Origin of the sequence: Pontibacter vulgaris, from assembly GCF_022758145.1 — a bacterium.
Taxonomy (GTDB): domain Bacteria; phylum Bacteroidota; class Bacteroidia; order Cytophagales; family Hymenobacteraceae; genus Pontibacter; species Pontibacter vulgaris.
Genome location: NZ_JAJVDH010000004.1, coordinates 81987 through 103139 on the forward strand (window position 1 = coordinate 81987; position 21153 = coordinate 103139).

At 44.5% G+C, this 21153-nt stretch carries 16 protein-coding genes; 8 read left to right on the forward strand and 8 right to left on the reverse strand.

Features of this window, described 5'->3' with window-relative positions; all coding sequences use genetic code 11:
- Positions 1 to 49: 49 nt before the first annotated feature.
- Positions 50 to 2128 carry an alpha-ketoacid dehydrogenase subunit alpha/beta gene (locus tag LWP20_RS10545; protein ID WP_242928109.1) on the forward strand — a complete coding sequence of 693 codons (2079 nt, stop codon included), beginning with the start codon at positions 50 to 52 and terminating at the stop codon, positions 2126 to 2128.
- A gap of 106 nt (positions 2129 to 2234) precedes the next feature.
- Here LWP20_RS10545 and tamL read toward each other — a convergent pair whose 3' ends face one another.
- Positions 2235 to 4673, reverse strand: coding sequence for a translocation and assembly module lipoprotein TamL (gene tamL / locus LWP20_RS10550; RefSeq protein ID WP_242928110.1), 2439 nt, complete (start codon positions 4671 to 4673; stop codon positions 2235 to 2237).
- Between the two features lie 13 nt (positions 4674 to 4686).
- Here tamL and LWP20_RS10555 point away from each other — a divergent pair, with 13 nt between their 5' ends.
- Positions 4687 to 5439: a TrmH family RNA methyltransferase gene (locus LWP20_RS10555; RefSeq protein WP_242928111.1), complete on the forward strand. Its 753-nt coding sequence runs from the start codon at positions 4687 to 4689 to the stop codon at positions 5437 to 5439.
- A gap of 69 nt (positions 5440 to 5508) precedes the next feature.
- Here the strand turns inward: LWP20_RS10555 and LWP20_RS10560 are convergent, their stop codons facing one another.
- From LWP20_RS10560 to LWP20_RS10575, 4 genes are all read right to left on the reverse strand, one after another.
- On the reverse strand, positions 5509 to 6621 hold the full coding sequence (locus tag LWP20_RS10560) for an outer membrane beta-barrel protein (protein ID WP_242928112.1): 1113 nt from the start codon (positions 6619 to 6621) through the stop codon (positions 5509 to 5511).
- A 12-nt stretch (positions 6622 to 6633) separates the two neighbouring features.
- Positions 6634 to 7521: a hypothetical protein gene (locus LWP20_RS10565; protein WP_242928113.1), complete on the reverse strand. Its 888-nt coding sequence runs from the start codon at positions 7519 to 7521 to the stop codon at positions 6634 to 6636.
- Positions 7522 to 7536: 15 nt separating this feature from the next.
- The gene (locus LWP20_RS10570) at positions 7537 to 8070 is read right to left on the reverse strand and encodes an RNA polymerase sigma factor (RefSeq protein ID WP_242928114.1); all 534 of its coding nucleotides are present in this window, start codon (positions 8068 to 8070) and stop codon (positions 7537 to 7539) included.
- A gap of 466 nt (positions 8071 to 8536) precedes the next feature.
- The gene (locus LWP20_RS10575) at positions 8537 to 9244 is read right to left on the reverse strand and encodes an arylesterase (protein WP_242928115.1); all 708 of its coding nucleotides are present in this window, start codon (positions 9242 to 9244) and stop codon (positions 8537 to 8539) included.
- 147 nt (positions 9245 to 9391) lie between these two features.
- On the opposite strand from LWP20_RS10575, the gene LWP20_RS10580 reads away from it, so the two are divergent.
- Positions 9392 to 10126 (forward strand): ABC transporter ATP-binding protein, encoded by a 735-nt coding sequence (locus LWP20_RS10580; RefSeq protein WP_242928116.1) that lies wholly within the window; start codon positions 9392 to 9394, stop codon positions 10124 to 10126.
- A 52-nt stretch (positions 10127 to 10178) separates the two neighbouring features.
- A complete protein-coding gene (locus tag LWP20_RS10585) occupies positions 10179 to 12746 on the forward strand; it encodes an ABC transporter permease (protein WP_367615747.1) in 2568 nt (855 codons plus the stop codon).
- A 171-nt stretch (positions 12747 to 12917) separates the two neighbouring features.
- Here the strand turns inward: LWP20_RS10585 and LWP20_RS10590 are convergent, their stop codons facing one another.
- The 3 genes from LWP20_RS10590 to LWP20_RS10600 form a co-directional block, all read right to left on the reverse strand.
- On the reverse strand, positions 12918 to 13280 hold the full coding sequence (locus LWP20_RS10590) for a CoA-binding protein (protein ID WP_242928117.1): 363 nt from the start codon (positions 13278 to 13280) through the stop codon (positions 12918 to 12920).
- 104 nt (positions 13281 to 13384) lie between these two features.
- Positions 13385 to 14962 carry an NAD(P)/FAD-dependent oxidoreductase gene (locus LWP20_RS10595; RefSeq protein ID WP_242928118.1) on the reverse strand — a complete coding sequence of 526 codons (1578 nt, stop codon included), beginning with the start codon at positions 14960 to 14962 and terminating at the stop codon, positions 13385 to 13387.
- A gap of 297 nt (positions 14963 to 15259) precedes the next feature.
- Positions 15260 to 16234, reverse strand: coding sequence for a tryptophan 2,3-dioxygenase family protein (locus LWP20_RS10600; protein WP_242928119.1), 975 nt, complete (start codon positions 16232 to 16234; stop codon positions 15260 to 15262).
- Between the two features lie 336 nt (positions 16235 to 16570).
- Between LWP20_RS10600 and sdaAB the strand changes: the two genes are divergently transcribed.
- Genes sdaAB through LWP20_RS10620 form a run of 4 tightly spaced genes read left to right on the forward strand, consistent with a single transcriptional unit; the run spans position 16571 to position 21150 of the window.
- Complete coding sequence (sdaAB, locus tag LWP20_RS10605; RefSeq protein ID WP_242928120.1) at positions 16571 to 17248, forward strand: L-serine ammonia-lyase, iron-sulfur-dependent subunit beta; 678 nt, start codon at positions 16571 to 16573, stop codon at positions 17246 to 17248.
- Between the two features lie 14 nt (positions 17249 to 17262).
- Positions 17263 to 18738 carry a TolC family protein gene (locus LWP20_RS10610; RefSeq protein WP_242928121.1) on the forward strand — a complete coding sequence of 492 codons (1476 nt, stop codon included), beginning with the start codon at positions 17263 to 17265 and terminating at the stop codon, positions 18736 to 18738.
- A 7-nt stretch (positions 18739 to 18745) separates the two neighbouring features.
- Positions 18746 to 20143: an efflux RND transporter periplasmic adaptor subunit gene (locus tag LWP20_RS10615; RefSeq protein WP_242928122.1), complete on the forward strand. Its 1398-nt coding sequence runs from the start codon at positions 18746 to 18748 to the stop codon at positions 20141 to 20143.
- Positions 20144 to 20160: 17 nt separating this feature from the next.
- The gene (locus LWP20_RS10620; RefSeq protein WP_242928123.1) at positions 20161 to 21150 is read left to right on the forward strand and encodes an NAD(P)H-dependent glycerol-3-phosphate dehydrogenase; all 990 of its coding nucleotides are present in this window, start codon (positions 20161 to 20163) and stop codon (positions 21148 to 21150) included.
- The last annotated feature ends 3 nt before the right edge of the window (positions 21151 to 21153 follow it).

A 21153-nucleotide genomic window follows, 5' to 3' on the forward strand; every position in this document is an offset into this window, starting at 1 on the left:
AGAAAGAAGTCAGAATTTCTTAATTTCGGGCAAGACTAAAGTATAAACTATGTCAAAAGATATGTTGGAGGATTTTACAGTAGACGTTGCGATACTTAAAAGAGCCTACCGCTTAATGATAACTGCCAAAACCCTGGCAGACAACTACGAAGAAAATAAAACCATCTGCAGCAAGTATGTGCACAGCACCTCGCGCGGGCACGAAGCCATACAACTGGCAGCCGCTTTCCAGCTGCAATCCTACGACTATGCCTCGCTTTATTACCGCGATGATTCTATGCTGTTAGGTATAGGCATGCAGCCTTACGAGCTAATGCTTCAACTGATGGCTAAAGCTGATGATCCGTTTTCAGGTGGCCGCACATACTATGGTCATCCTTCTTTAAAGCGCGAAGGCATGCCCACTATACCGCATCAGAGTTCAGCTACCGGCATGCAGGCCATTCCGGCAACGGGTATGGCGCATGGCATTTCATACTTAGAAGGACAAGGCCTGCTGAAAGGCGGCGAGAAACCGGTGGTACTTTGCTCGCTTGGTGATGGCTCCGTAACCGAGGGTGAAGTAGCGGAAGCTTTCCAGATGGCTGTGCTGAAGAATTTACCGATTGTATACCTGGTACAGGACAACGACTGGGGAATTTCCGCCACAGGTAAGGAAATGCGTGCCATGGATGCTTACGAGTATGCTGCTGGTTTTAAAGGAATGGAGCGTTTACGCCTGAACGGATCTGACTTTGCCGAGTCTTTTGAAGGTATGCGGGTAGCATTTGAGTATGCCCGCCAGGTGCGTAAACCCGTGCTGGTACATGCTAAAGTTCCGTTGCTTGGTCATCATACTTCAGGCGTACGCCGCGAGTGGTACCGTGGCGAAAACCTTAACGAGCACAGTGTAAACGACCCGATTCCGAAGCTAAAGCAAGCCCTGCTGGACATGGATGTAACACCTGAAGAAATTCAGGAACTGGAGCAGGATGCAGTACAAACTGTAGCAGATGATTACCAGCGTGCATTAAATGCACCCTCTCCGGATCCAACTACTTTCGATCAGCATGAGTTTGCACCTACGCCGGTAACCGAAGAAAAAGGAAACCGCACACCGGCAGGCGCCGAGAAAGCCATTATGGTGGATGCTGCCCTGCATGCCGTAGACGATATTCTTCGCACGTACCCGGAAGCTTTATTTTATGGCCAGGATGTAGGCGGTGAATTGGGAGGCGTCTTCCGTGAAGCAGCTTTGCTGGCTAAAAAGTATGGCGATGCCCGCGTATTCAATACCCCGATACAGGAAGCTTATATAGTTGGTTCAACGGCTGGCATGTCGGCAGTGGGGGCCAAGGCTATAGTTGAGATACAATTTGCAGATTATATATGGCCGGGTATGAACCAGCTGGTAGAAGAGCTTTCCAAGAGTTGCTACCTGTCTATGGGTAAGTTTCCTGTTCAGTCTGTTATTCGTGTTCCTATAGGTGCTTATGGTGGCGGCGGTCCTTATCACTCAGGTAGTGTGGAATCTACTTTGCTAACCATACGTGGTATAAAAGTTGTTTACCCGAGCAATGCAGCCGATATGAAAGGCCTGATGAAAGCAGCCTTCCTGGACCCTAACCCGGTTATCATGCTGGAGCACAAAGGTATTTACTGGTCTAAAGTACCGGGTACCGAAGATGCCAAAACCATTGAACCGGATGAGGATTACATTCTGCCACTTGGCAAAGCAAACATTGTGCAGCAGGCCAGCGAAGAAGAAATGCGTAAGAGTAACAGCCTGACGATCATTACTTATGGTATGGGTGTGTACTGGGCTAAAACAGCTTCAAAACAGTTCCCGGGAAGTATAGAAATTGTAGATTTGCGCACGCTGAACCCGCTGGATTATGAAACAGTGAAAACATCAGTAGAGCGCCATGGCAAAGCCTTGGTTCTGACAGAAGAACCACTCATGAACTCTTTTGCTGAATCATTGGCTGGGCGTATATCTAAAGATTGTTTCCAGAAACTGGATGCACCGGTTTATACGTTGGGAGCCGCAAACCTTCCGGCCATTCCGCTGAACGTAGAGCTGGAAAAGATGATGCTACCAAATGCTGATAAAGTAGCCACTATGATCGAAGAGCTATTGAATTACTAAGAAGTATACATTACAAAACTAAAAACAGAAAAGCCTCTGCAAATGCAGAGGCTTTTCTGTTTTTAAGAGATTTATACTTTACACCATATCTGAAACAACACTGCTATTAGAAAGGATAACCAATACCAATATTAAGGGCACTCTGGTTGCTACGCGTAAAGAAATCGGAAAATCTAAAATCGCCAAGTATAAACTTATTACCAGGTAGTCCGGCAGGGTCGTAAACTTTAGTAGCGAAATCAAACCGAAGTATAACTACCGAAAGATCGAGGCGCAAACCAAAGCCGGTTCCTACGGCCAGTTCTTTATAAAACCTGTTGAATTTAAAGTCAGCGCCCGGTTTGTTTGCTACCTCCTTCAGAAACCATACGTTACCGGCATCTACGAAGAATGCTCCGTTCAGAAATCCGAAAATGTTGTAACGATACTCCACATTGGCTTCAAGAAGTACTTCACCGGGTTGTTCAGGCTCGAAATCACGAACTTGTTCAACATCGCCGCCTGCACTGGTAGAATCTTTAAACAACCCGAATGAACCTGGCCCCAGGCGACGTGGTTGCCAGGCGCGTACACTTGATCCGCCTCCTGCAAAAAAGTATTTATCGTAAGGTAATACCTCTGACTGAAGTATAGGAGAGGCAACCCCCATGTTAATCCGGTATACAAAAAACTGCTTATTACCCAGTGGTAAATAGCGTCTATAATCCGGGTTAATCTTGGCAAACTGAAAAGTGCGCAGATCTCCCAGACGAACGCTTAGACCAAGTTCTTTTGTCAGGCCGCCAATCTCGGCAAGCGTTCTGAAATAACGGGCATTACGGGTTTGGGTAAAATCGTTGGTGTTATAGATCAGGTTAAAAGACATAAAAGAGAGGAACGAGCTCTCAAAACTTTCCAACAACGATCTGCTTCCCAAACTATAGCGCTCCAGACTTTCCTTGAATCCAGGGGAAATAGTATCTACCTGCGCAATCTGGAGATTAACAGGTGAGAGGATGTATTGCAGAATTGGAGGCTGCATCGGCCTTCTGGCCTTCTGCCAGATGTAATCCAGCGAGACATCGTAATTAGTGCGTTTATACTCCTGGCGATCTACGTTCGTATAACCGGTATAAATACGGGTACGCGGGTTAAAATCTGAAAGTGCATCGCTGTTAAAAGGAAGCAGAAACCGAGGAAAAGATAAGGCTACATCAGCTCCTAATTCCCGGATCATAACAGTTTTTAGCTCATCCGTAAGATTTACCTGGCCTTCCAAACCGCCGCGCAATCCAATATCGAGGTTCTCTGCCCCATGAAAAACATTCCGAATGCGCAGGTTAATACTGGCAAAAGGGCCCGGGCGCCTTTCGGTATAGTTTAAGCCAAGCTCTGTTGTTTCCTGGTACTTTTTATTTGGAACCGCATTAATGAAGGCATTCAGTTTATAGCTATTTGAGTCGGCTGGGTCTGTTGCGCGGGTATAAACTACATTACTGAACTGGAACACATCCAGGTCGGAGAGTTTGCGTTGTGTAGTGGCAGTACGCAGCTGGCTATACCGCTCTCCAGGGTAAATATCCACTTTCTTATCGAGCACGCGTTTCGAATAATCCAGGTCGTAGGAAAGATAGTTTACGCCTTTGTATACCACCGTATCGCGCGGAATACCGAAGCGGTCTGCATCAGTTTTAAAGTATACATTGTTGATAGTATAAGCCCGGTGAAGCGAGTCTTTTTCGGGTTTTTGTATGATGGTGCGTAACCTGACTGAGTTTCCTCCAAAGCTGGTATCTACTTCGAACTCAATATAGGCGCGGGCAAAATCATAATAGCCACGGTTTTTCATTAACTCATACACTCGGTCACGTTCCTGCGAGAGCATCTCCTCGTCGTAAATATCACCCACATTTACCAGCGAGCGCACTGACCTGGCCTGCAGAATATTCAGCATGGCCGTGTCGGGAGCATTATAATTTATACTTGAGTAACGATAGGGCGCGTTCTCGTTTAGATTAAGATCAATATATACTTTCTTGCCTTTCTCGGTTTTTACATAATCAGCTGTATGGTTAAAGTAACCTTTAGAGTTCAGGTAAATTTTAATCTGATCCATGGTCTCAACCATTAAGGTAGAGTCATAGATGGCCGGGGGTTCGCCGAGCTGCATCACAAAATTTCCTTCTTCCTTCTTTTTACGGACACGTTCTATACGGGCATCAATACGGGTTTGTATTTTCCTTACCTTGGTGGTATCGGTGCCGGCTGCCTGCATGCGCTGCTGTTTTTTTTCGCCAAGCCGCTTAATGCGTGCATCAATTTTTTCAGGGCTGTAAAAGTTTTTTCCCAGGTAATAAAACCACAGATAAGGGGCTGAACCGAGTACCATCCGGTTGGGTTTCTGCTGGTAAAGTGACTGTATGGCAGCAGGATCTATGTTTTTCAGTCCTTTGGGTTTTATACTTACTAATAGCTGTTCATCCTCAGCTAGCTGGCGCGTGGGCACACATGCTGTGATGCTCAGAATTGTAATTACCAGTCCTAATATGTAAAATCGTGATCTCAAACGTATAGCAGCTATGTTGTCAAAAGCAGTGATAAAGTATATAAACTCGTTGCAAGTAAAAAAATACCGCAACCAACACCAAGCCTTTGTGGTTGAGGGTGCCAAAAGTGTATTAGAATTGCTTCTTTCGCCCAACTTTGAACTGCAGCACCTCTTTGTGACAGAAACTTTTTACAAGGAGCATACAGCCGTATTGGATAAAGGTTTTAAGTATGACATTGTTACAGAACAAGAGCTTGTAAAAGCTGGTACTTTTGCAACCAACAACGCAGCCTTAGCCGTTGCAGGTATGCGCAATTTACCTCCGCTGCAAGTTACGCCTAAAGATCTTGTAATTGCCCTCGACGATATACGTGACCCCGGAAATTTAGGAACTATACTTCGCATTGCCGATTGGTACGGAATTGATACTGTAATTTGTTCCGAAGCCTGCGCCGACTTTTACAACCCTAAGGTAATTTCAGCTACTATGGGCTCTTTTACCCGCGTTAAAACCTATTACCTGAACCTGGAAGCATGGCTGGCCGAACACGCCGATAAGTATAAAGTATACGGAGCCTCGTTAGCCGGCGAAAACCTGCACAACATGAAGCTAAAGCCAGAAGGTATAATTGTGTTAGGCAACGAAGCCAACGGCATACGCCCGGAAGTGGCCACGCACATTAACCAGCTCATTAAAATACCAGCCTTTGGCAAAGCCGAATCTTTAAATGTTGCCACCGCAACAGCCATTATTATTGACAACTTCCGAAGGGGAGACGCTTAAAACAAAAGAGCCCGATAAATCGGGCTCTTTTGCAATTCACTTAATCACGCAGCTTCTTTAATTTATACTTTACAATCTGATACCAAAGCTGATCACGTTGGCTTGCGGACCGCGGTTGTCTTTGAACAGATCATTCATGTTATACTTTACAAACAGATCAAGGCCTCTGTATCCAACTACACCTTCTACACCATACTGGAAATCAGAGAGGTTATAGCTGCCGCGTATTTTGTCTTTTTCAGTTCTGTTGTTCTCTTCATACTTCAGCTTGGCGTGGCTGCCCAAACGGTAGCCGGCAAAAGCTCCCGCACCAATTTTAAAGCCATCCTTGTTATTTTTTGTTTTAAACTTGAGCATGGCCATCAGTGGTACATTTACGGCAGAGTGTGTCAGTTTAGATTTATCGTAGTCAATATCGGCTACTCTGCGGAATTGCGTCTGGTCGTCTATATCTTCGATCACTGCGTTTTTATCAAACATATAGTTGTTGAACGAAAACTCCAGCCCTGATACCAGGTGGAAAGGACTTTCTTTACCACCAATCTGCGAAACCAGGTGCGAGTTAAGGCTGATATAACGTGAACCCAGCGGCTTCAGGTCAGGTACAAAGGCTGCATCGTTTGTATTCACAAAATTGTTCAACCCCAGGTCTACTCCAAAATTGAAGCGTGTGGCTTTGTAAGGCTTTTCGTGGTGGATGGTATCTTCGTCAGAAGTAGTATTTACGTCTACTCTCGTGTCGTCGCCATCTTCTTCAATTTCTACGTCAATTTTAAAATTCTTATTGATACGGACCTCATGTTTCTCTTTTGTAACCTTGCCGTCTTTGCCGGTTTCCTGTACCATAATGGTCACGTTCTCAGCACCCTTTTCACCATCTTTTGAAGTATTAAAGGTAACGGTCATCTCTTTGGACTTCATGTCCTGGTTGGCATTATCCATTTTATCCACCTGTTTCACATACTTATTCAGTTCGCGCATCAGCGAGTCGAGGCTATAGTTCTGGAAGGCCTGCAGCTGCTCCATGTTTTTGAGGTACAGCACCATTTTGGCGCCGTTAGCCATTTTAACTACAATTGTGTCCTGGGCTCCGAGGCGTTCTTTTACGGTAAGGCCGCCTTTGGCAGACACACCGGTAGCAGCAGCCATGAAAATGGCCATGATTAGTAAAATGCGTTTCATAATTTTAGGAGGTTAGAGATTAATAACTTTTGAGAATTTTTGTTTACCGATCTGGGTTCCGAGTGCAATTTTGTTTGCGTTTATGCCAAGGTCAGCAAGTTCGACCGGTTCGCCGTTACTTAGGTTGCGTACCTGTTTGAAAATGTTTTTGGCTAGACGGGCCTTCTTTTCAATACCCTGCTCTTCGGTTGCTACTGGCTGTGCTGGCTGAGATGCAATTGCGCGCTTAATAACGATCTCAACAGGCTCGGCATTCAGGTTAGCAGCTTTAGTGCCTGTACTTGCAAGTATAGCAGGTGCTTCAGGCTGAACTTCCGGTGTAACACTTACTGGTTGAGCAGTAGTTTTAGAAGATGCAACTGAGCTGGCCTTATGTGTTTTGTGCTTTATACCAGTTGCTTTTTCTGCTGACCTTTTCATAGTATTTTTTTCTGTTACATTGGCAATCGCTTTCGCTTTTGTAACCCTTTCTGTAACCTTAGATGCAGATCGTTTTACTTCGGTTGCCCCGGCATCAAAAACTTTTTCATTTTTTTCTTCTGCCTGGGCTATTTCGGTTGCCTTTGTTTCTAAGGGCTCCACAATTACAGGCCTTTCTTCTAACTGGCGGGTTTCATTCTTAACCACTACATCGCGAAGCTCTGGTGCATTTGTTTTTATATTGTAAAACACAATACCAACAGTAAGCAACAACGATAAAGTAGCCGCAATAGAAGAATACATCCACAGGAAACGTTGCTTGCCTGCTTTTGGCTCATCCATCGGCAGAACTTTTGGCTGCTGCTGAGGCATTTCTTCCTCCATGCGTGCCTGCAGGCGGTTCCAGAGATCGGCAGGAGGTGCAGGGGCAGCTTTGCCCAGCCGGTCGTTAAATAATTTATCTATTTCTTCAGGTCTCATGGTTTTTTTCCTTTCTTAACTGGCGATAGCCTCTTGCCCTGTAAGGCGGCGCTGCAACATAGCGCGGGCCTTGCTTAGCTGTGACTTCGATGTTCCTTCGGTTATATTTAACATATCCGCAATTTCCTTGTGCGAAAAACCTTCAATGGCATACAAGTTAAAAACCGCCCTGTAACCAGCAGGCAACGTATGCAGCAAATCTAAAAGCTCTTCCTCTGCCAGTTGGTGGTCGGCGCCGGAGGTACCGGCCACTTGTACGTGTCCGTCTTCAATGGCCATGTGCATTGGTTCTTTTTTTCGCAGAAATCCAAGTGCCTCATTTACCATAATGCGGCGCACCCAACCTTCAAAACTGCCTTTGGCCTCAAAACGGTCTATGTTCTGGTAAATTTTCATAAACCCGTTCAGCAACGCTTCTTCGGCATCCATCTGGTTTTTAAGATACCGCATGCACACGCCAAACATAGGAGAAGCAAAGCGATCATACAGATACTTCTGTGCTTTACTTTCGCCCTGCTGGCATCCCGCTATCAATTCAGCTTCCGTCACGGTTTGTAAAAGTTTTATCAAATAGTTTTATACTTTCTAAGGCAGTTAATGCAAAGATTTGTGTCTCTTTGGTTGGTAGATGCAAACACCCGGGGCTGAGGTTGCCTGAGGATATATAAATTTCTAATATTTTTTTGAAATAGCCTTATCGTTAACTATATATAGCTGACTATCAACTATAAAATATTGTCTACTAATTATAAATATTTATTCTGAAGAGAAGTATAAATCCCATGCTGTGAATTATACTGCAAAAAATCGGGCAATTACTGCAGCTTTAAATTATAAAGTATGGATAAAGAGAATGCGGCAAAGTATAAATTACCGGCCAAAGTATAGCAAACAGGAGAGAGGGCTTAAACGAACTATATAAGCATAAAAAAAGCGAAGGCCCCTACAAGAGGAGCCTTCGCAATATTGAATTAAATTCAACTTTTAGCCATTCTTTTATACGGAGGCATTTTTATTAAGGTTGCGTGGTTATCAAATTTTCTAAAATTTCCCAGGTATTTTTTGCGAGTATTTTCTGGCCTTCTATTGTAGGGTGCACGCCATCCGCCTGGTTCAGCTTCGGGTTTCCGCCTACGCCATGTAGCAGAAACGGTATAAGAGCCACTTTTTTCTCTTCTGCCAGCCTTGTATATACTTGCTTAAATTCATCGGTAAAGTTGCGGCCCATACTTGGCGGCATCTGCATTCCGGCCAGAACAATTTTTACATCCGGGTTCTTTTCACGCACTTTATCTATAATCGTACCCAAGTTCTGATAGGTATCAGTCGGACTGATGCCCCGCAAGCCATCGTTAGCACCCAGTTCCAGCACAAAAACATCAACAGGTTGTTTCAGTAACCAACTGATGCGGCTTTTACCACCGGCTGATGTCTCGCCGCTTACGCCGGCATTGATAACTTTATAAGGCAGATCCAGCGAATCTATATATCCCTGAATAATTGCCGGAAAGGCTTGATCAGGCTCTAAACCGTAACCAGCAGTAAGGCTGTTACCAAAGAATAGTATGGTTTTATCTTTAGTGGTTTTAGCAACTTCTTTATCGGCTTTGGCAGCTCCTTCTTTATCAATTACGGCAGCAGTATCGGCGCTTTCTGTCTGGCCGCAACTATAAATTCCGGTCAGCAGAAGAAAGTATAACACTAATAAATTTATCTTTTTCACTTTATATTCCTCTGATTTTCTAATTTTATATGATCTGTTAAAACCTATAACGCCTCAATTTAGTTATTTGGTTTTGATGTTATGTGCCAAATTACATGTTTCTGGCATATTAACTACCTCACATACTTAAACAAAATATTACGCCCAGTGTCTACTATCCTTGAAATAAAAAACCTGAATAAAACCTATACCAGTGGCGACAAGCACCTGACCGTATTGCACGACGTTAATTTTGTGCTGCAGGCAGGCGATACCTGCTCCATAGTTGGCCCATCCGGGAGTGGTAAAACGACTTTACTTGGCTTAAGTGCAGGTCTTGATAGAGCAAGTTCAGGCTCTGTTATACTTAGCGGCATTAAGCTGGATAATTTATCCGAAGATGAACGGGCACAGGTGCGTAACCAGTACGTAGGTTTTATTTTCCAGAACTTTCAGCTGATACCCACTTTAACCGCTCTGGAAAATGTGATGGTGCCACTCGAGCTGCGCGGCGAACGTAATGTGCAGCGCCAGGCGATGGATTTGCTGGCACGCGTTGGCTTGGCCGATCGTCATGACCATTATCCTACGCAACTTTCGGGTGGCGAGCAGCAACGCGTTTCTATTGCAAGGGCTTTTTCTAACCGGCCAACTATACTTTTTGCGGATGAGCCAACCGGTAACCTGGATGAAGAAACAGGCGAAAAGGTAGAAAAATTACTCTTCGAACTGAACCGGGAGGCGGGCACTACGCTGGTACTTGTAACCCACGACCTGGAACTTGCCGAGAAAACGCAGCGCATTATCCGCATTAAAGGCGGAACTATAGTTTCTGATACGGGAGCTCCTGAAGCCATTGCAGCCCAAAACGATACAAATTCAGACTTCAATCAGGAGGCATGAGCTTAAACTGCTGTCTTTCTTTAATTCACTTTTTAAACCTGATCTATCTCCTGTGCCCGATACTTTAATACATCCTCAACAGAAACAAAAACTACAGTTAGGCTGGCTTCTTAAAATGGCTTGGCGCGACAGCAGACGTAACCGCAGCAGGCTGGCGCTTTTTATTTCTTCTATTGTGCTGGGTATTGCTGCACTGGTAGCTATTAACTCATTCAGTGATAACCTTCGCACCGATATAGACAAGCAGGCCAAATCGTTAATAGGAGCCGACCTTGTGGTTATGAGCGGCAAAGAATTGGAGCCGGCAATGGTAAAGGTACTCGATTCAATTGGAGGAGACAGGTCAGATGAGCTTCGTTTTGTTTCAATGGTATACTTTAAAGCATCGCAGGGTACTCGCCTGGTGCAGGTAAGAGCTTTGGAAGGAGGCTTTCCATATTATGGTGCTATAGAAACAGAACCTGCCGAAGCAAGCCGTACCTTCCGGCAAGGCCGAAAAGCACTGGTAGATCATACTTTATTACTGCAATACAATACAAAGCCAGGCGACTCTATAAAAGTAGGTGAGCTATCCTTTGAAATTGCAGGGGCCTTACACAAGATACCCGGTCAATCTGCCTTAACTGCCACTATCGCCCCGGCTGTTTATATACCACGCCAGTACATTGACCAAACAGGATTAATGCAGAAAGGCAGCCGTATCAGCCGCTACTTCTATTATAAATTACCTCCGAAAACCGATGCCGATAAACTGGCTAAAAAGCTCGAACCTCGGTTTGAGGAAGCCGGTATAGATTTCGATACTGTAAAAAGCCGGAAAGAAAGTACTGGCCGCGCCTACAGCGACCTGGCCAGATTTCTTGCGCTGGTTGGTTTTGTTGCACTCTTATTAGGATGTGTGGGTGTGGCAAGTGCCGTGCATGTTTACATACGGGAGAAACTGTCAACTATAGGCGTGTTACGATGCCTGGGCGTTAGCGGTAAGCAGGCTTTTCTCATTTACCTTTTCCAGGTGATGGCCATGGGATTTATCGGATCTGTGGTCGGAGCTATACTTGGCAGCCTGATTCAGTTATACTTACCACAGCTTTTCCAATCGTTTTTGCCAGTAGAAGTAACAGTAGCAGTATCATGGGCAGCTATAGCCGAAGGCATTGCCATAGGTATGATAATATCATTGCTATTTGCGCTGTTGCCGTTACTTACAATTCGAAATATTTCCCCGCTCATTACATTGCGCTCCGGCGTGGAGCATGTTAGCTCCCAACGCGACCCACTTCGGTTGAGCATATACTTTCTGATACTGGCATTTGTACTGCTATTTGCGCGCATGCAGCTGGGAACATGGTTGCAGGCACTTTCTTTTACGGCAGGAGTTGTAGTAGCATTTATAGTATTGGCCTTGATCGCCAGACTGATGATGTGGCTGGTACGCCGCTTTTTTCCGGTACATTGGGGGTACACCTGGCGCCAGAGCCTGGCAAACTTATACAGGCCCAATAATCAGACGCTGCTTTTAACGGTTTCAATCGGGCTGGGTACTACACTTATTGCTACCTTGTTCCTGATGCAGCGCGTTTTACTAACTGAGGTTGCGATTGCCGGCAGCGAGAACCAGCCAAACCTGGTGCTCTTTGATATCCAGAATTCACAGAAAGAAAATGTTGCTAAGCTTACACGCCAGCAGGGTTTACCAGTGCTGCAGCTTGTGCCAGTAGTAACTATGCGCCTGGAAGAAATGAAAGGTCTGACAGCTGCAGATGTAAGGAAAGACACCACGCTGGGCATACCAGACTGGGCTTTTAACCGCGAGTACCGCGTTACGTACCGCGATACTTTAATCAATTCGGAAAGAGATGCAGGCGGCAAATGGCAAGGAACAGTTACAGATATTTCAAAACCTATACCTATCTCGCTGGAAGTAGATTATGCAGAACGCCTTAAAGTAAAACTAGGAGATACTTTGTTATTTAATGTGCAGGGAGCGATGATGCCAGCTATAATTTCTCACCTCCGAGAAGTGGAGTGGAACCGCGTTCAAAGTAACTTCCTGGTAGTGTTCCCGAAAGGCGTTTTAGAAGAAGCGCCGCAGTTTCATGTACTAATGACGCGCACAAAATCTGACGTCCAATCTGCCCGGTTCCAGCAAACCATGGTACAGCAATTCCCAAACGTTTCCGCTATCGACCTGGATCTTATACTTCGGACCTTAGATGATATCATCAGCAAAATTTCCTTTGTAATCCGGTTTATGGCTTTATTTAGTATCAGTACAGGTTTACTGGTACTGGTTGGCTCTGTTAATATCAGCAAGTTTCAGCGCGTACAGGAAAGCGTTCTATTACGTACGTTGGGCGCCAGTCGCAAGCAAATTCTAGCCATTACAGCTTTAGAATACTTGTTTTTAGGAGCACTTGCAGCCGCAACAGGTATAATACTTTCGCTGGCAGCAGGCTGGGCTCTTGCCGTGTTTAGTTTTGAAGTGAAATTTGTACCGGATTTTGCACCACTGCTTTGGGTATTTTTAGGTATAACAGCATTAACGGTATTTATCGGGATGCTGAATAGCAGAGGCATTTTGAATAAACCTCCGCTTGAGGTTTTGAGACGTGAGGCGTAGAAATATTTTGCCGCAAAAAACTCAAATTTACACGCTTTAAAACAAAAAAGGGATCTCTTAAAAGATCCCTTTTCCAATGTGCATAGACAACAAATGCCATCTGCCCATTTTATAGTTTTATACGCTGCCTGAATAGTAAAGTTATACTTTAGCAAAAGTAATTTATACTTCTTAATAACTATCCGACGCAAGCATTACCAATGTGCAGTGGTGCAGCGTTTCTATATTTGCATCCTCAGCTAATTGCTCCAGTTCTCGGTTCTCGGTGCCAGGGTTAAAAATTATACGTTTCGGCTTCAGCGACAAAATATAGTCGTACCAGGAAGGTTGGTTTTGCGGGCCAACATAGAGTGTTACTGTGTCAACGCCATCTACCTGCTGCTCCTTATCTGTAATTATCTGAAGCCCTTCAACTTCCCCTTTTCTGATTCCAACAGGCACAACTTCGTGGCCATGTTGCTTTAAGCGGTGAATTGCTTTATAGGCATACCGACCCGGATTATTGGTGGCTCCTAAAACAACGGTCTTTTTCATATCGCTATCTAATAAAGTCTGAATAGATTATACTTAATAACTGACTTAATAGATGTAACGTTTTGTTTAAAGCGAATCTGCCTTAGGTGCTAAGTATAAATTAATTAAAGCACCCGTTTAACCTTGGCTGCCAGCATTTCGGCACAACGTTCTCCATCCATGGCAGCAGAAACAATGCCACCGGCATAACCAGCACCTTCGCCGCACGGGTATAGGTTTTTAATCTGCACATGTTCCAGAGTATCACGGTCGCGCGGAATACGAACAGGAGAGGAGGTACGGCTTTCAACACCAACTATCTGGGCATTATTTGTTAGATAGCCACGCATTTTGCCCCCGAAAGCTTTAAAACCTTCGCGCAGCCTGTAAGCCATATCATCAGAGAAAAGCTCGTTCATGTCTACAGCAGCTAAACCAGGCTGATAAGATGTTTCTAGCAACTCGCCACCAACCTTGCCACGCGTAAAGTCTTGTAACAACTGAGCAGGGGCAACCTGTGTACCGCCGGCTATTGCACAAGCTTTTTGCTCCAGAGCCTGCTGCATACGTAAACCTGCCAGTGCGCCATACCTTGCTACCTCCATATCTTCCAGCTCTATGGCAACCACTATACCTGAGTTAGCGAACTTGGAATCGCGGCGGCTAGGCGACATCCCATTTACAACCACCTCGCCGGGCGCAGTAGCTGAAGGCACTATAAAACCACCCGGGCACATACAGAAAGAGAAAATGCCCCGCTGCTTATTTTTATAATAGGTTTGCTGAACAAGGGCATAAGACGAAGCCGGCAAGTATAAACCACGATCATCGCACTTATACTGGATACTGTCTATGAGTTGTTGCTGGTGCTCAACGCGTACGCCCATCGCAAAAGGCTTTGCCTCGATTGTTATTCCTTTATGGTGCAACAATTCAAAAATATCGCGGGCACTGTGGCCTGTTGCCAGAATCACACCTTCGCCTGTATATTCCTGGCCATCCTGCGTAACTACACCACGCATTTCGCCTTGCGTAACTATAAAATCAGTTACTCGCTTATCAAAATGTACTTCACCGCCAGATTCTCTTACGGCTTCACGAAGTGTTTCTATGATCTTAGGGAGTTTGTTTGTTCCAATGTGCGGGTGCGCATCAAAAAGTATATCCGGTGTAGCACCATGCTGAACAAATATCTGAAGGACACGCTGTACATCGCCTCGCTTTTTTGAACGGGTATAAAGCTTACCATCAGAATAAGTGCCGGCACCGCCTTCGCCAAAACAGTAATTTGAATCCGGGTTAACGACATGCTCTTTGTTGATGGCAGCCAGATCGCGGCGGCGGCTTCGCACATCTTTTCCACGTTCCAGAACAACCGGTTTTAAACCAAGCTCAATACAACGCAGGGCAGCAAATAATCCGGCTGGCCCGGCACCAACTATAATAACCTTTTGGGCATTACTGACATCAGGGTAAGTATAAACCGGGCTTAAAATATCGGCAGGTGGGTTGTCTAAGTATAGATCGGCACGCACACGAAGCAGTACACTTCTGCCTCTAGCATCTATAGAGCGCTTAATGCGGTGAATGAACTTTACAGCTTCTGGCTGCAGGGCAGCGCTTTTAAGTAGCTCCTGCTCCAGCAATTGGTTATCAAACGCCACTTCAGGCGCCAGCACCACTTCAATTTCTTTCTTATTCATTTACAACAGGTAAGGTAGTTAACCTTAAACTTTATAATGGTTGTTTGATAATTACTGATTGTTGATTCAGCTATAGTTTGTTGATAACAACACAAAGTTAATGCAAATTCAGTCTACATAAAAAAAGACCTCACAGCTATGGGAAGCACAGTGAGGTCAGAATTATATAGTATAGCATCTCTAAGATTGGAGATATCTATTTCAAGTTTTAATTAGAAAGCATTTTCTCCCGAAAAGCAGTATCAGATTTCTCGCTAAGGCTCATAATAAAGCGTTTCCAGTCAAACAAATTAACAATTAAATTTCACCGTTCAGTACTTTCTCAACCCAACCTTTTCCCCATTCGTTCAGTTCAAGCTCGCTCCATAGTTCCGGGTAAAAAATGCGCTTCTGGAATTTCGGAGGTAAATATTTCATCCAGTTTGTGCCGCCTGTAGCCGCAATTACTTCAGGGTCGCGCTGCAGGTAACGAACCGCTGATTTATAATGCATGAGTGGCCAGTTAACATTTACATTGCTGTCAAGCTCGCGCATCTGTCTGATCAGGCGGGGGTTTTGCTGTTCTTCTTCCGGTAAGCGCTTATAAACAGACCATACATTTTTCTGCTCATATTCTTTTGCAAAAGCGATCAGTTGTGTTGTGTATTTTTCCTCGAAACGGATCAGGGTTAGTGTTTTAGCACCTGAAGATACTTCAGTAGCACCTTCTTTCCAGTAAATGCAGCCCATCATTTCCTCTTGTGTGCTTTGCAGGCCCAACACTTTGCGTTTTTCTTTATCAACCAGGTTGCGCAGCTCGGTAGATGCTATTTCTATAAAACGGTACTGCACCGACTGAAAACCACTTGCCGGCATAAGTGCCATCCTGAATTGCAGGAACTGCTTAGGGTCCATGCCATCCACCATTACATCAAACGAATCAATCAGGTTTTCGAAATAGCGGTTAATACGCTTTAAGCGTTTAATTAACAAGTCGCCCGTAATACCTTTATCTTCACCTATTTGCTTATACTCTTCCAGGCAAAGCTTAAAGTATAGCTCCGTAATCTGGTGGTACATAATAAAGATCTTCTCATCCGGAATAGTAGTGCGCGGATTTTGCAGGCTCAGCAGCGTATCCAGGTGTATATAATCCCAGTAATTAATAAAATCTGTGTGGTACAGTCCCTCCAGATAAGCGGCCAGATCCTGGCCCAGGGGCACATATTTTTGCTCCAATCGCTTTAACTGCTCCAGCACTTCCGGCTTAAAAGCTTGCTCTATTGTTTGCATAATGTTAAATTAGTGAGACACTGCAATTTCAGTACAAAGTAAATAAAAACTTCTGTTCAAAAGCAGGCAGAGGTATAAAATATAGAAGTATTCCTTTTTAATGCCCGACCCCATATCAATCAGGCAACCAAGCTGTAACTTTCTGCATCTTTAACACAGCATACTTATTCAGCATAAAAAATCAAACTGAATTTTTAGGTGGTTACAATAACCTGATTGGTAGAACAAAATCTACTCTTTGTCTAAATTAAGGCATTTTCCCTGTAAAAGCCTATGAAAATGCCAGTTTATTACTAAATTTGATTTTCACGATATTACCCATACTTTATACTTACAATGGCTGAGAAAAGTAGTGTTTTTGATATGATTGGGCCAGTAATGATTGGGCCCTCCAGTTCGCATACGGCTGGGGTGGTGCGTATTGCCCGTGCTGCAATCCGTATTCTGGGCGCAGCACCTGAAGAGGCTGTTATCACATTTTATAACTCGTTTGCCCGCACCTATGAAGGCCACGGGAGCGACCGTGCTATTATTGCCGGCCTGCTGGATTTTAAAACAGACGATAAACGCATTAAAGAAGCTTTTGACCATGCCAGAGAGCGTGGGCTGAAGTATACATTCAAATCGGTGGGCAATGCATCTACCATGCACCCCAATACCATTAAGCTAAACCTGAAAGCCGGCGACCGCAATGTGGAAGTTATAGGCCAAAGCCGTGGGGGTGGTGTGATCAAGATTGTGGAAGTGGATGGTTTTACAGCAGATTTTTCAGCAAACCTGCACACGTTGATAATTGATGCGGACGATGTAAAAGGAAGTATAGCCTTCATTGCTTCTATACTTGCTCACGATGATTGCAACATTGCTACTATGAGCGTGTCCAGGAAAGGTAAAAACGAAATGGCCCGCCAGTTCATTGAAATGGACTCAGGTATAAAACCAATTTCGCTGGAGTACATGAAGCAACTCAGCTGGGTAAAACATGTGGTTTACATACCTAACATTGACCTATAACCATCTTAAAAACTATGAAAAAATTGTCTAAAAATCTGCTGCTGGTAGTAGGCCTGATGATGGCGGGCGCCTCGGCAGGTATGGCACAGGATCAGGGTGCCGGATCGGATGGAATCTGGTCTTTGGAGGAAGCAATAAATTATGCTAGGGCCAATAACCTGCAGGTAAAACAGAGCAAAGTAAACAGGGATTTAGCCAAAGCAGATCTTAACCAATCCAAGTTCTCGCGTTTGCCAAGTATAAATGGTAGTGCCAACCATAACTATAGCTATGGTACAACCCTTAACCAAACCATTGGCGAACTTAGAAACGAGCAATACCGCAGTAACAGTTTCTCGCTGAACGCTTCTGTGCCTTTGTTTATGGGTTTTCAGTATACTAACCAGGTAAAACAAAACACGCTAGAGTTGCAGGCAGTTGAACAAGACATTTTATCAGCTCAGAATGATATTACTATTCAGCTAGTTACTTCTTACCTCAACATCCTGTTTGCTCAGGAACTGATAAAAACTTCTGAATTGCAGCGCGACCTTACACGTCAGCAACTGGAGCGCACCAGAATTTTATTTAAAGCCGGAAGCGTAGCCGAAAATGCTATACTTGACCTGGAATCTCAGTTAGCTACCGATGAGCTGAACCTGATAAATGCACAGAACCAGCGCGATATTTCGCAGCTTCAAATGGTGCAGCTCCTGAACTTGCCTAAGTCAGACAACTTCCAGATAGAAATTCCTGCAATTCCGGAACCAGACCAGAGCCCGACTCTTGTAAATGCCACCGATGTATATGAAGTTGCACTACAAACTCTGCCTGCCATTAAAAGTGTAGACCTGAGAGTTTTGAGCGCTAGCAAAGGAGTTGACATTGCACGAGGCAGCTATTTCCCGAGGCTTTCCTTGAATGGCGGCATGAACACCTTCTATAACACAGATAACCAACTTCTGGACACCGATACTCAGCCTGTAATAACTGGCTATAGACCGGAAACATTTGGTTACTATGATAATGAAGGCCAAGAGGCATTCACTTTGTATGTGCCACAGATCTCAAGCGCTACCAAAGATTATCCGTTTGCAGATCAGTTTAAGAACAACCTTGGTAAGCAGTTCGGCTTTTCGCTTCAGGTACCAATATTTAACGGGTTACAGGCTCGCTCAAACGTAGAACGCGCAAAAATGCAACAGCAAACCGCCCAGATAAACGCAGCCAATGCCCGTAATAACTTAAGGCAAACGATTGAACAGTCTTATGTAGATGCCCTTGCAGCTCAACGCAAGTATGTTGCGGCAAAAAATCAGGTTACATCTGCAGAAAAGAACTTCCGCAACGCTGAATTAAGGCTGAATAACGGCGTTATCAATACAGTAGATTTCAATGTGATTGCTAATACGTACCGTTCTGCTCAGTCTAGCTTAATTCAGGCTAAATACGAGTATACTTTTAAATTAAAAGTTCTAGACTTCTACCAAGGCAAAGACCTATCTTTCTAATTCACCCATGGCTACTAAAAAATCAAAAAAGTTAATCCCGATTCTTATTGTTGTACTGGTTATACTTTTAGGTGGCTTGCTGGCCGCCAAGAAATTTGGCTGGATAGGCAAAGAAGAAGGAACCGAAGTTGTGCTTGCAAAAGCAAAGAAAGCTGAAATTGTAGAGAAGGTAAGTGCCTCAGGTAAAATTCAGCCGGAAACAGAAGTTAAAATAAGCCCGGACGTTTCAGGCGAGATCATTGAACTGAATGTAGAAGAAGGCGACAGCGTAGTTAAAGGCCAGTTGCTTATCCGTATTCGCCCCGACAATTACCAGTCGTTTGTTGATGCGCAGCAGGCTGCTGTAAATGCTGCCCGTGCTAACCTTTCGCAGTCAAAAGCAAGGCTGGCACAGGCCCAGGCAAACAATGTACAGGTAGGCCAGAACTATGCCCGTAATAAAAAACTATTCGACCAGAAAGTAATCTCAGAGGCAGAGTTTCAGCAAATAAAAGCCAGCTACGAGTCTGGTAAGCAAGAAATAGAATCGTTGCGCCAGAGCGTACGAGCTTCTGAGTATAATGTACAGAACGCGCAGGCATCTTTAAAAGAAGCCCGCGAAAACCTGAACAAGACCACTATTTATGCCCCGGTAAGTGGTATCGTATCAAAACTTAATGTAGAGCGTGGCGAGCGCGTGGTGGGTACATCGCAAATGGCCGGTACTGAAATGCTACGCATCGCCAACCTGAACAACATGGAAGTGCGCGTGAACGTGAATGAGAACGACATTATCCGTGTAGGCCTCGGCGACTCCGTTATAGTTGAGGTAGATTCATATACCAGCAAGGATGAAAAGTTTAAAGGCATAGTAACATCTATAGCCAACACAGCAAAAGATGCCGCTACCCTGGAAGCTGTAACTGAATTTGAAGTACGCGTACGCTTGCTTAATGAATCGTACAGCCACCTTGCCAAGAGCAATAAACGTCCGTTCCGCCCGGGTATGACCGCTTCAGTAGATATCATTACAGAGCGCAAGAACGATGTTTTATCTGTACCTTTGTCGGCGGTTACAACACGCTCTAACGAAGAAGAAGTCTCTGAAAATGGCAAAAATAAAAGCGACAAAGAGGATAAAGGAGCTGCAGAACCGGAGAAACCAAAAGCACCTGTGCAGATAGATGAAGTTGTTTTTGCTTATGACAAAGCCAATAATACCGTTAAAGTTGTAAAAGTTAAAACCGGTATAAGCGATTTCGATAATATTGAGATTATCAGCGGTTTAAAAGAAGGACAAGAAGTTGTATCGGGGCCTTTCAGAGCTGTATCCAAAACACTGAAAGATGGTGCAAAAGTAGCCGTTAAAGATGCGAAGTCATTAGATAAATCAGCCATCGCCGCCGAAACAAAAGACGAAGAATAAAGAATAGCATACAGGATTTGGAAAAAATAGCAGTAATAGGAGGAGGTAGCTGGGCAACAGCACTGGTTAAAATTCTTTCTGAAAATCATTCGCAGATACACTGGTGGATGCGCAGCTCAAATGATGTGCAGCACCTAATAAATTACCGGCATAACCCACGCTACCTGAGCGGCGTACAGTTCGACCTGAATTATGTAAAGCCATCTACAGACCTGAAAGCTGTAGTGGCAGCCGCCGATTGGGTTATACTTGCTGTGCCTGCTGCTTTTATAGTTGAAGCACTGGATGATCTGCCTAAAGATGCTTTCAAGGATAAAGTAGTGGTTTCTGCCATAAAAGGCATGGTTCCGAAAGAAAATATCCTTGTTACGGATTATGTAGAGAAATACTATCATGTACCTAACACACACCAGCTTGTTATAGCGGGCCCTTGCCATGCCGAGGAAGTTGCTCTCGAAAAACAATCTTACCTGACCATTGGCTCGCATGACCTGGCTACAGCCGAACGCTTCTGCGAATTGCTTCGCAACCGCTATGTAAAAGCAAACCCCCTTGATGACCTGGATGGCATAGAATACTGTGCCGTGATGAAGAACATTATTGCCCTAGCCTGCGGTATTGCCCGTGGCCTTAACTATGGCGATAACTTTCAGGCTGTAATGGTATCTAACGCCATGTTCGAGATTGAGCGCTTCCTGGATGCGGTAATGCCTATGCACCGTGCCCTGAACGGCTCTGCCTATCTCGGCGATCTACTTGTAACAGCCTATTCGCAGTTCAGCCGGAACCGTACGTTTGGTAACATGATCGGGCATGGCTATACTGTAAAATCTGCGCAGATAGAGATGAACATGGTGGCCGAAGGTTATTATGCCGTTCAAAGTATTTATGAATTGAATAAAATACTGAAGGTAGATATGCCTATCACTACAGCAGTATACCTTATACTTTACGAGCGTATTTCACCTGCAGTAGAATTTGAGATACTTAAAGATAAGTTCAAGTAAACC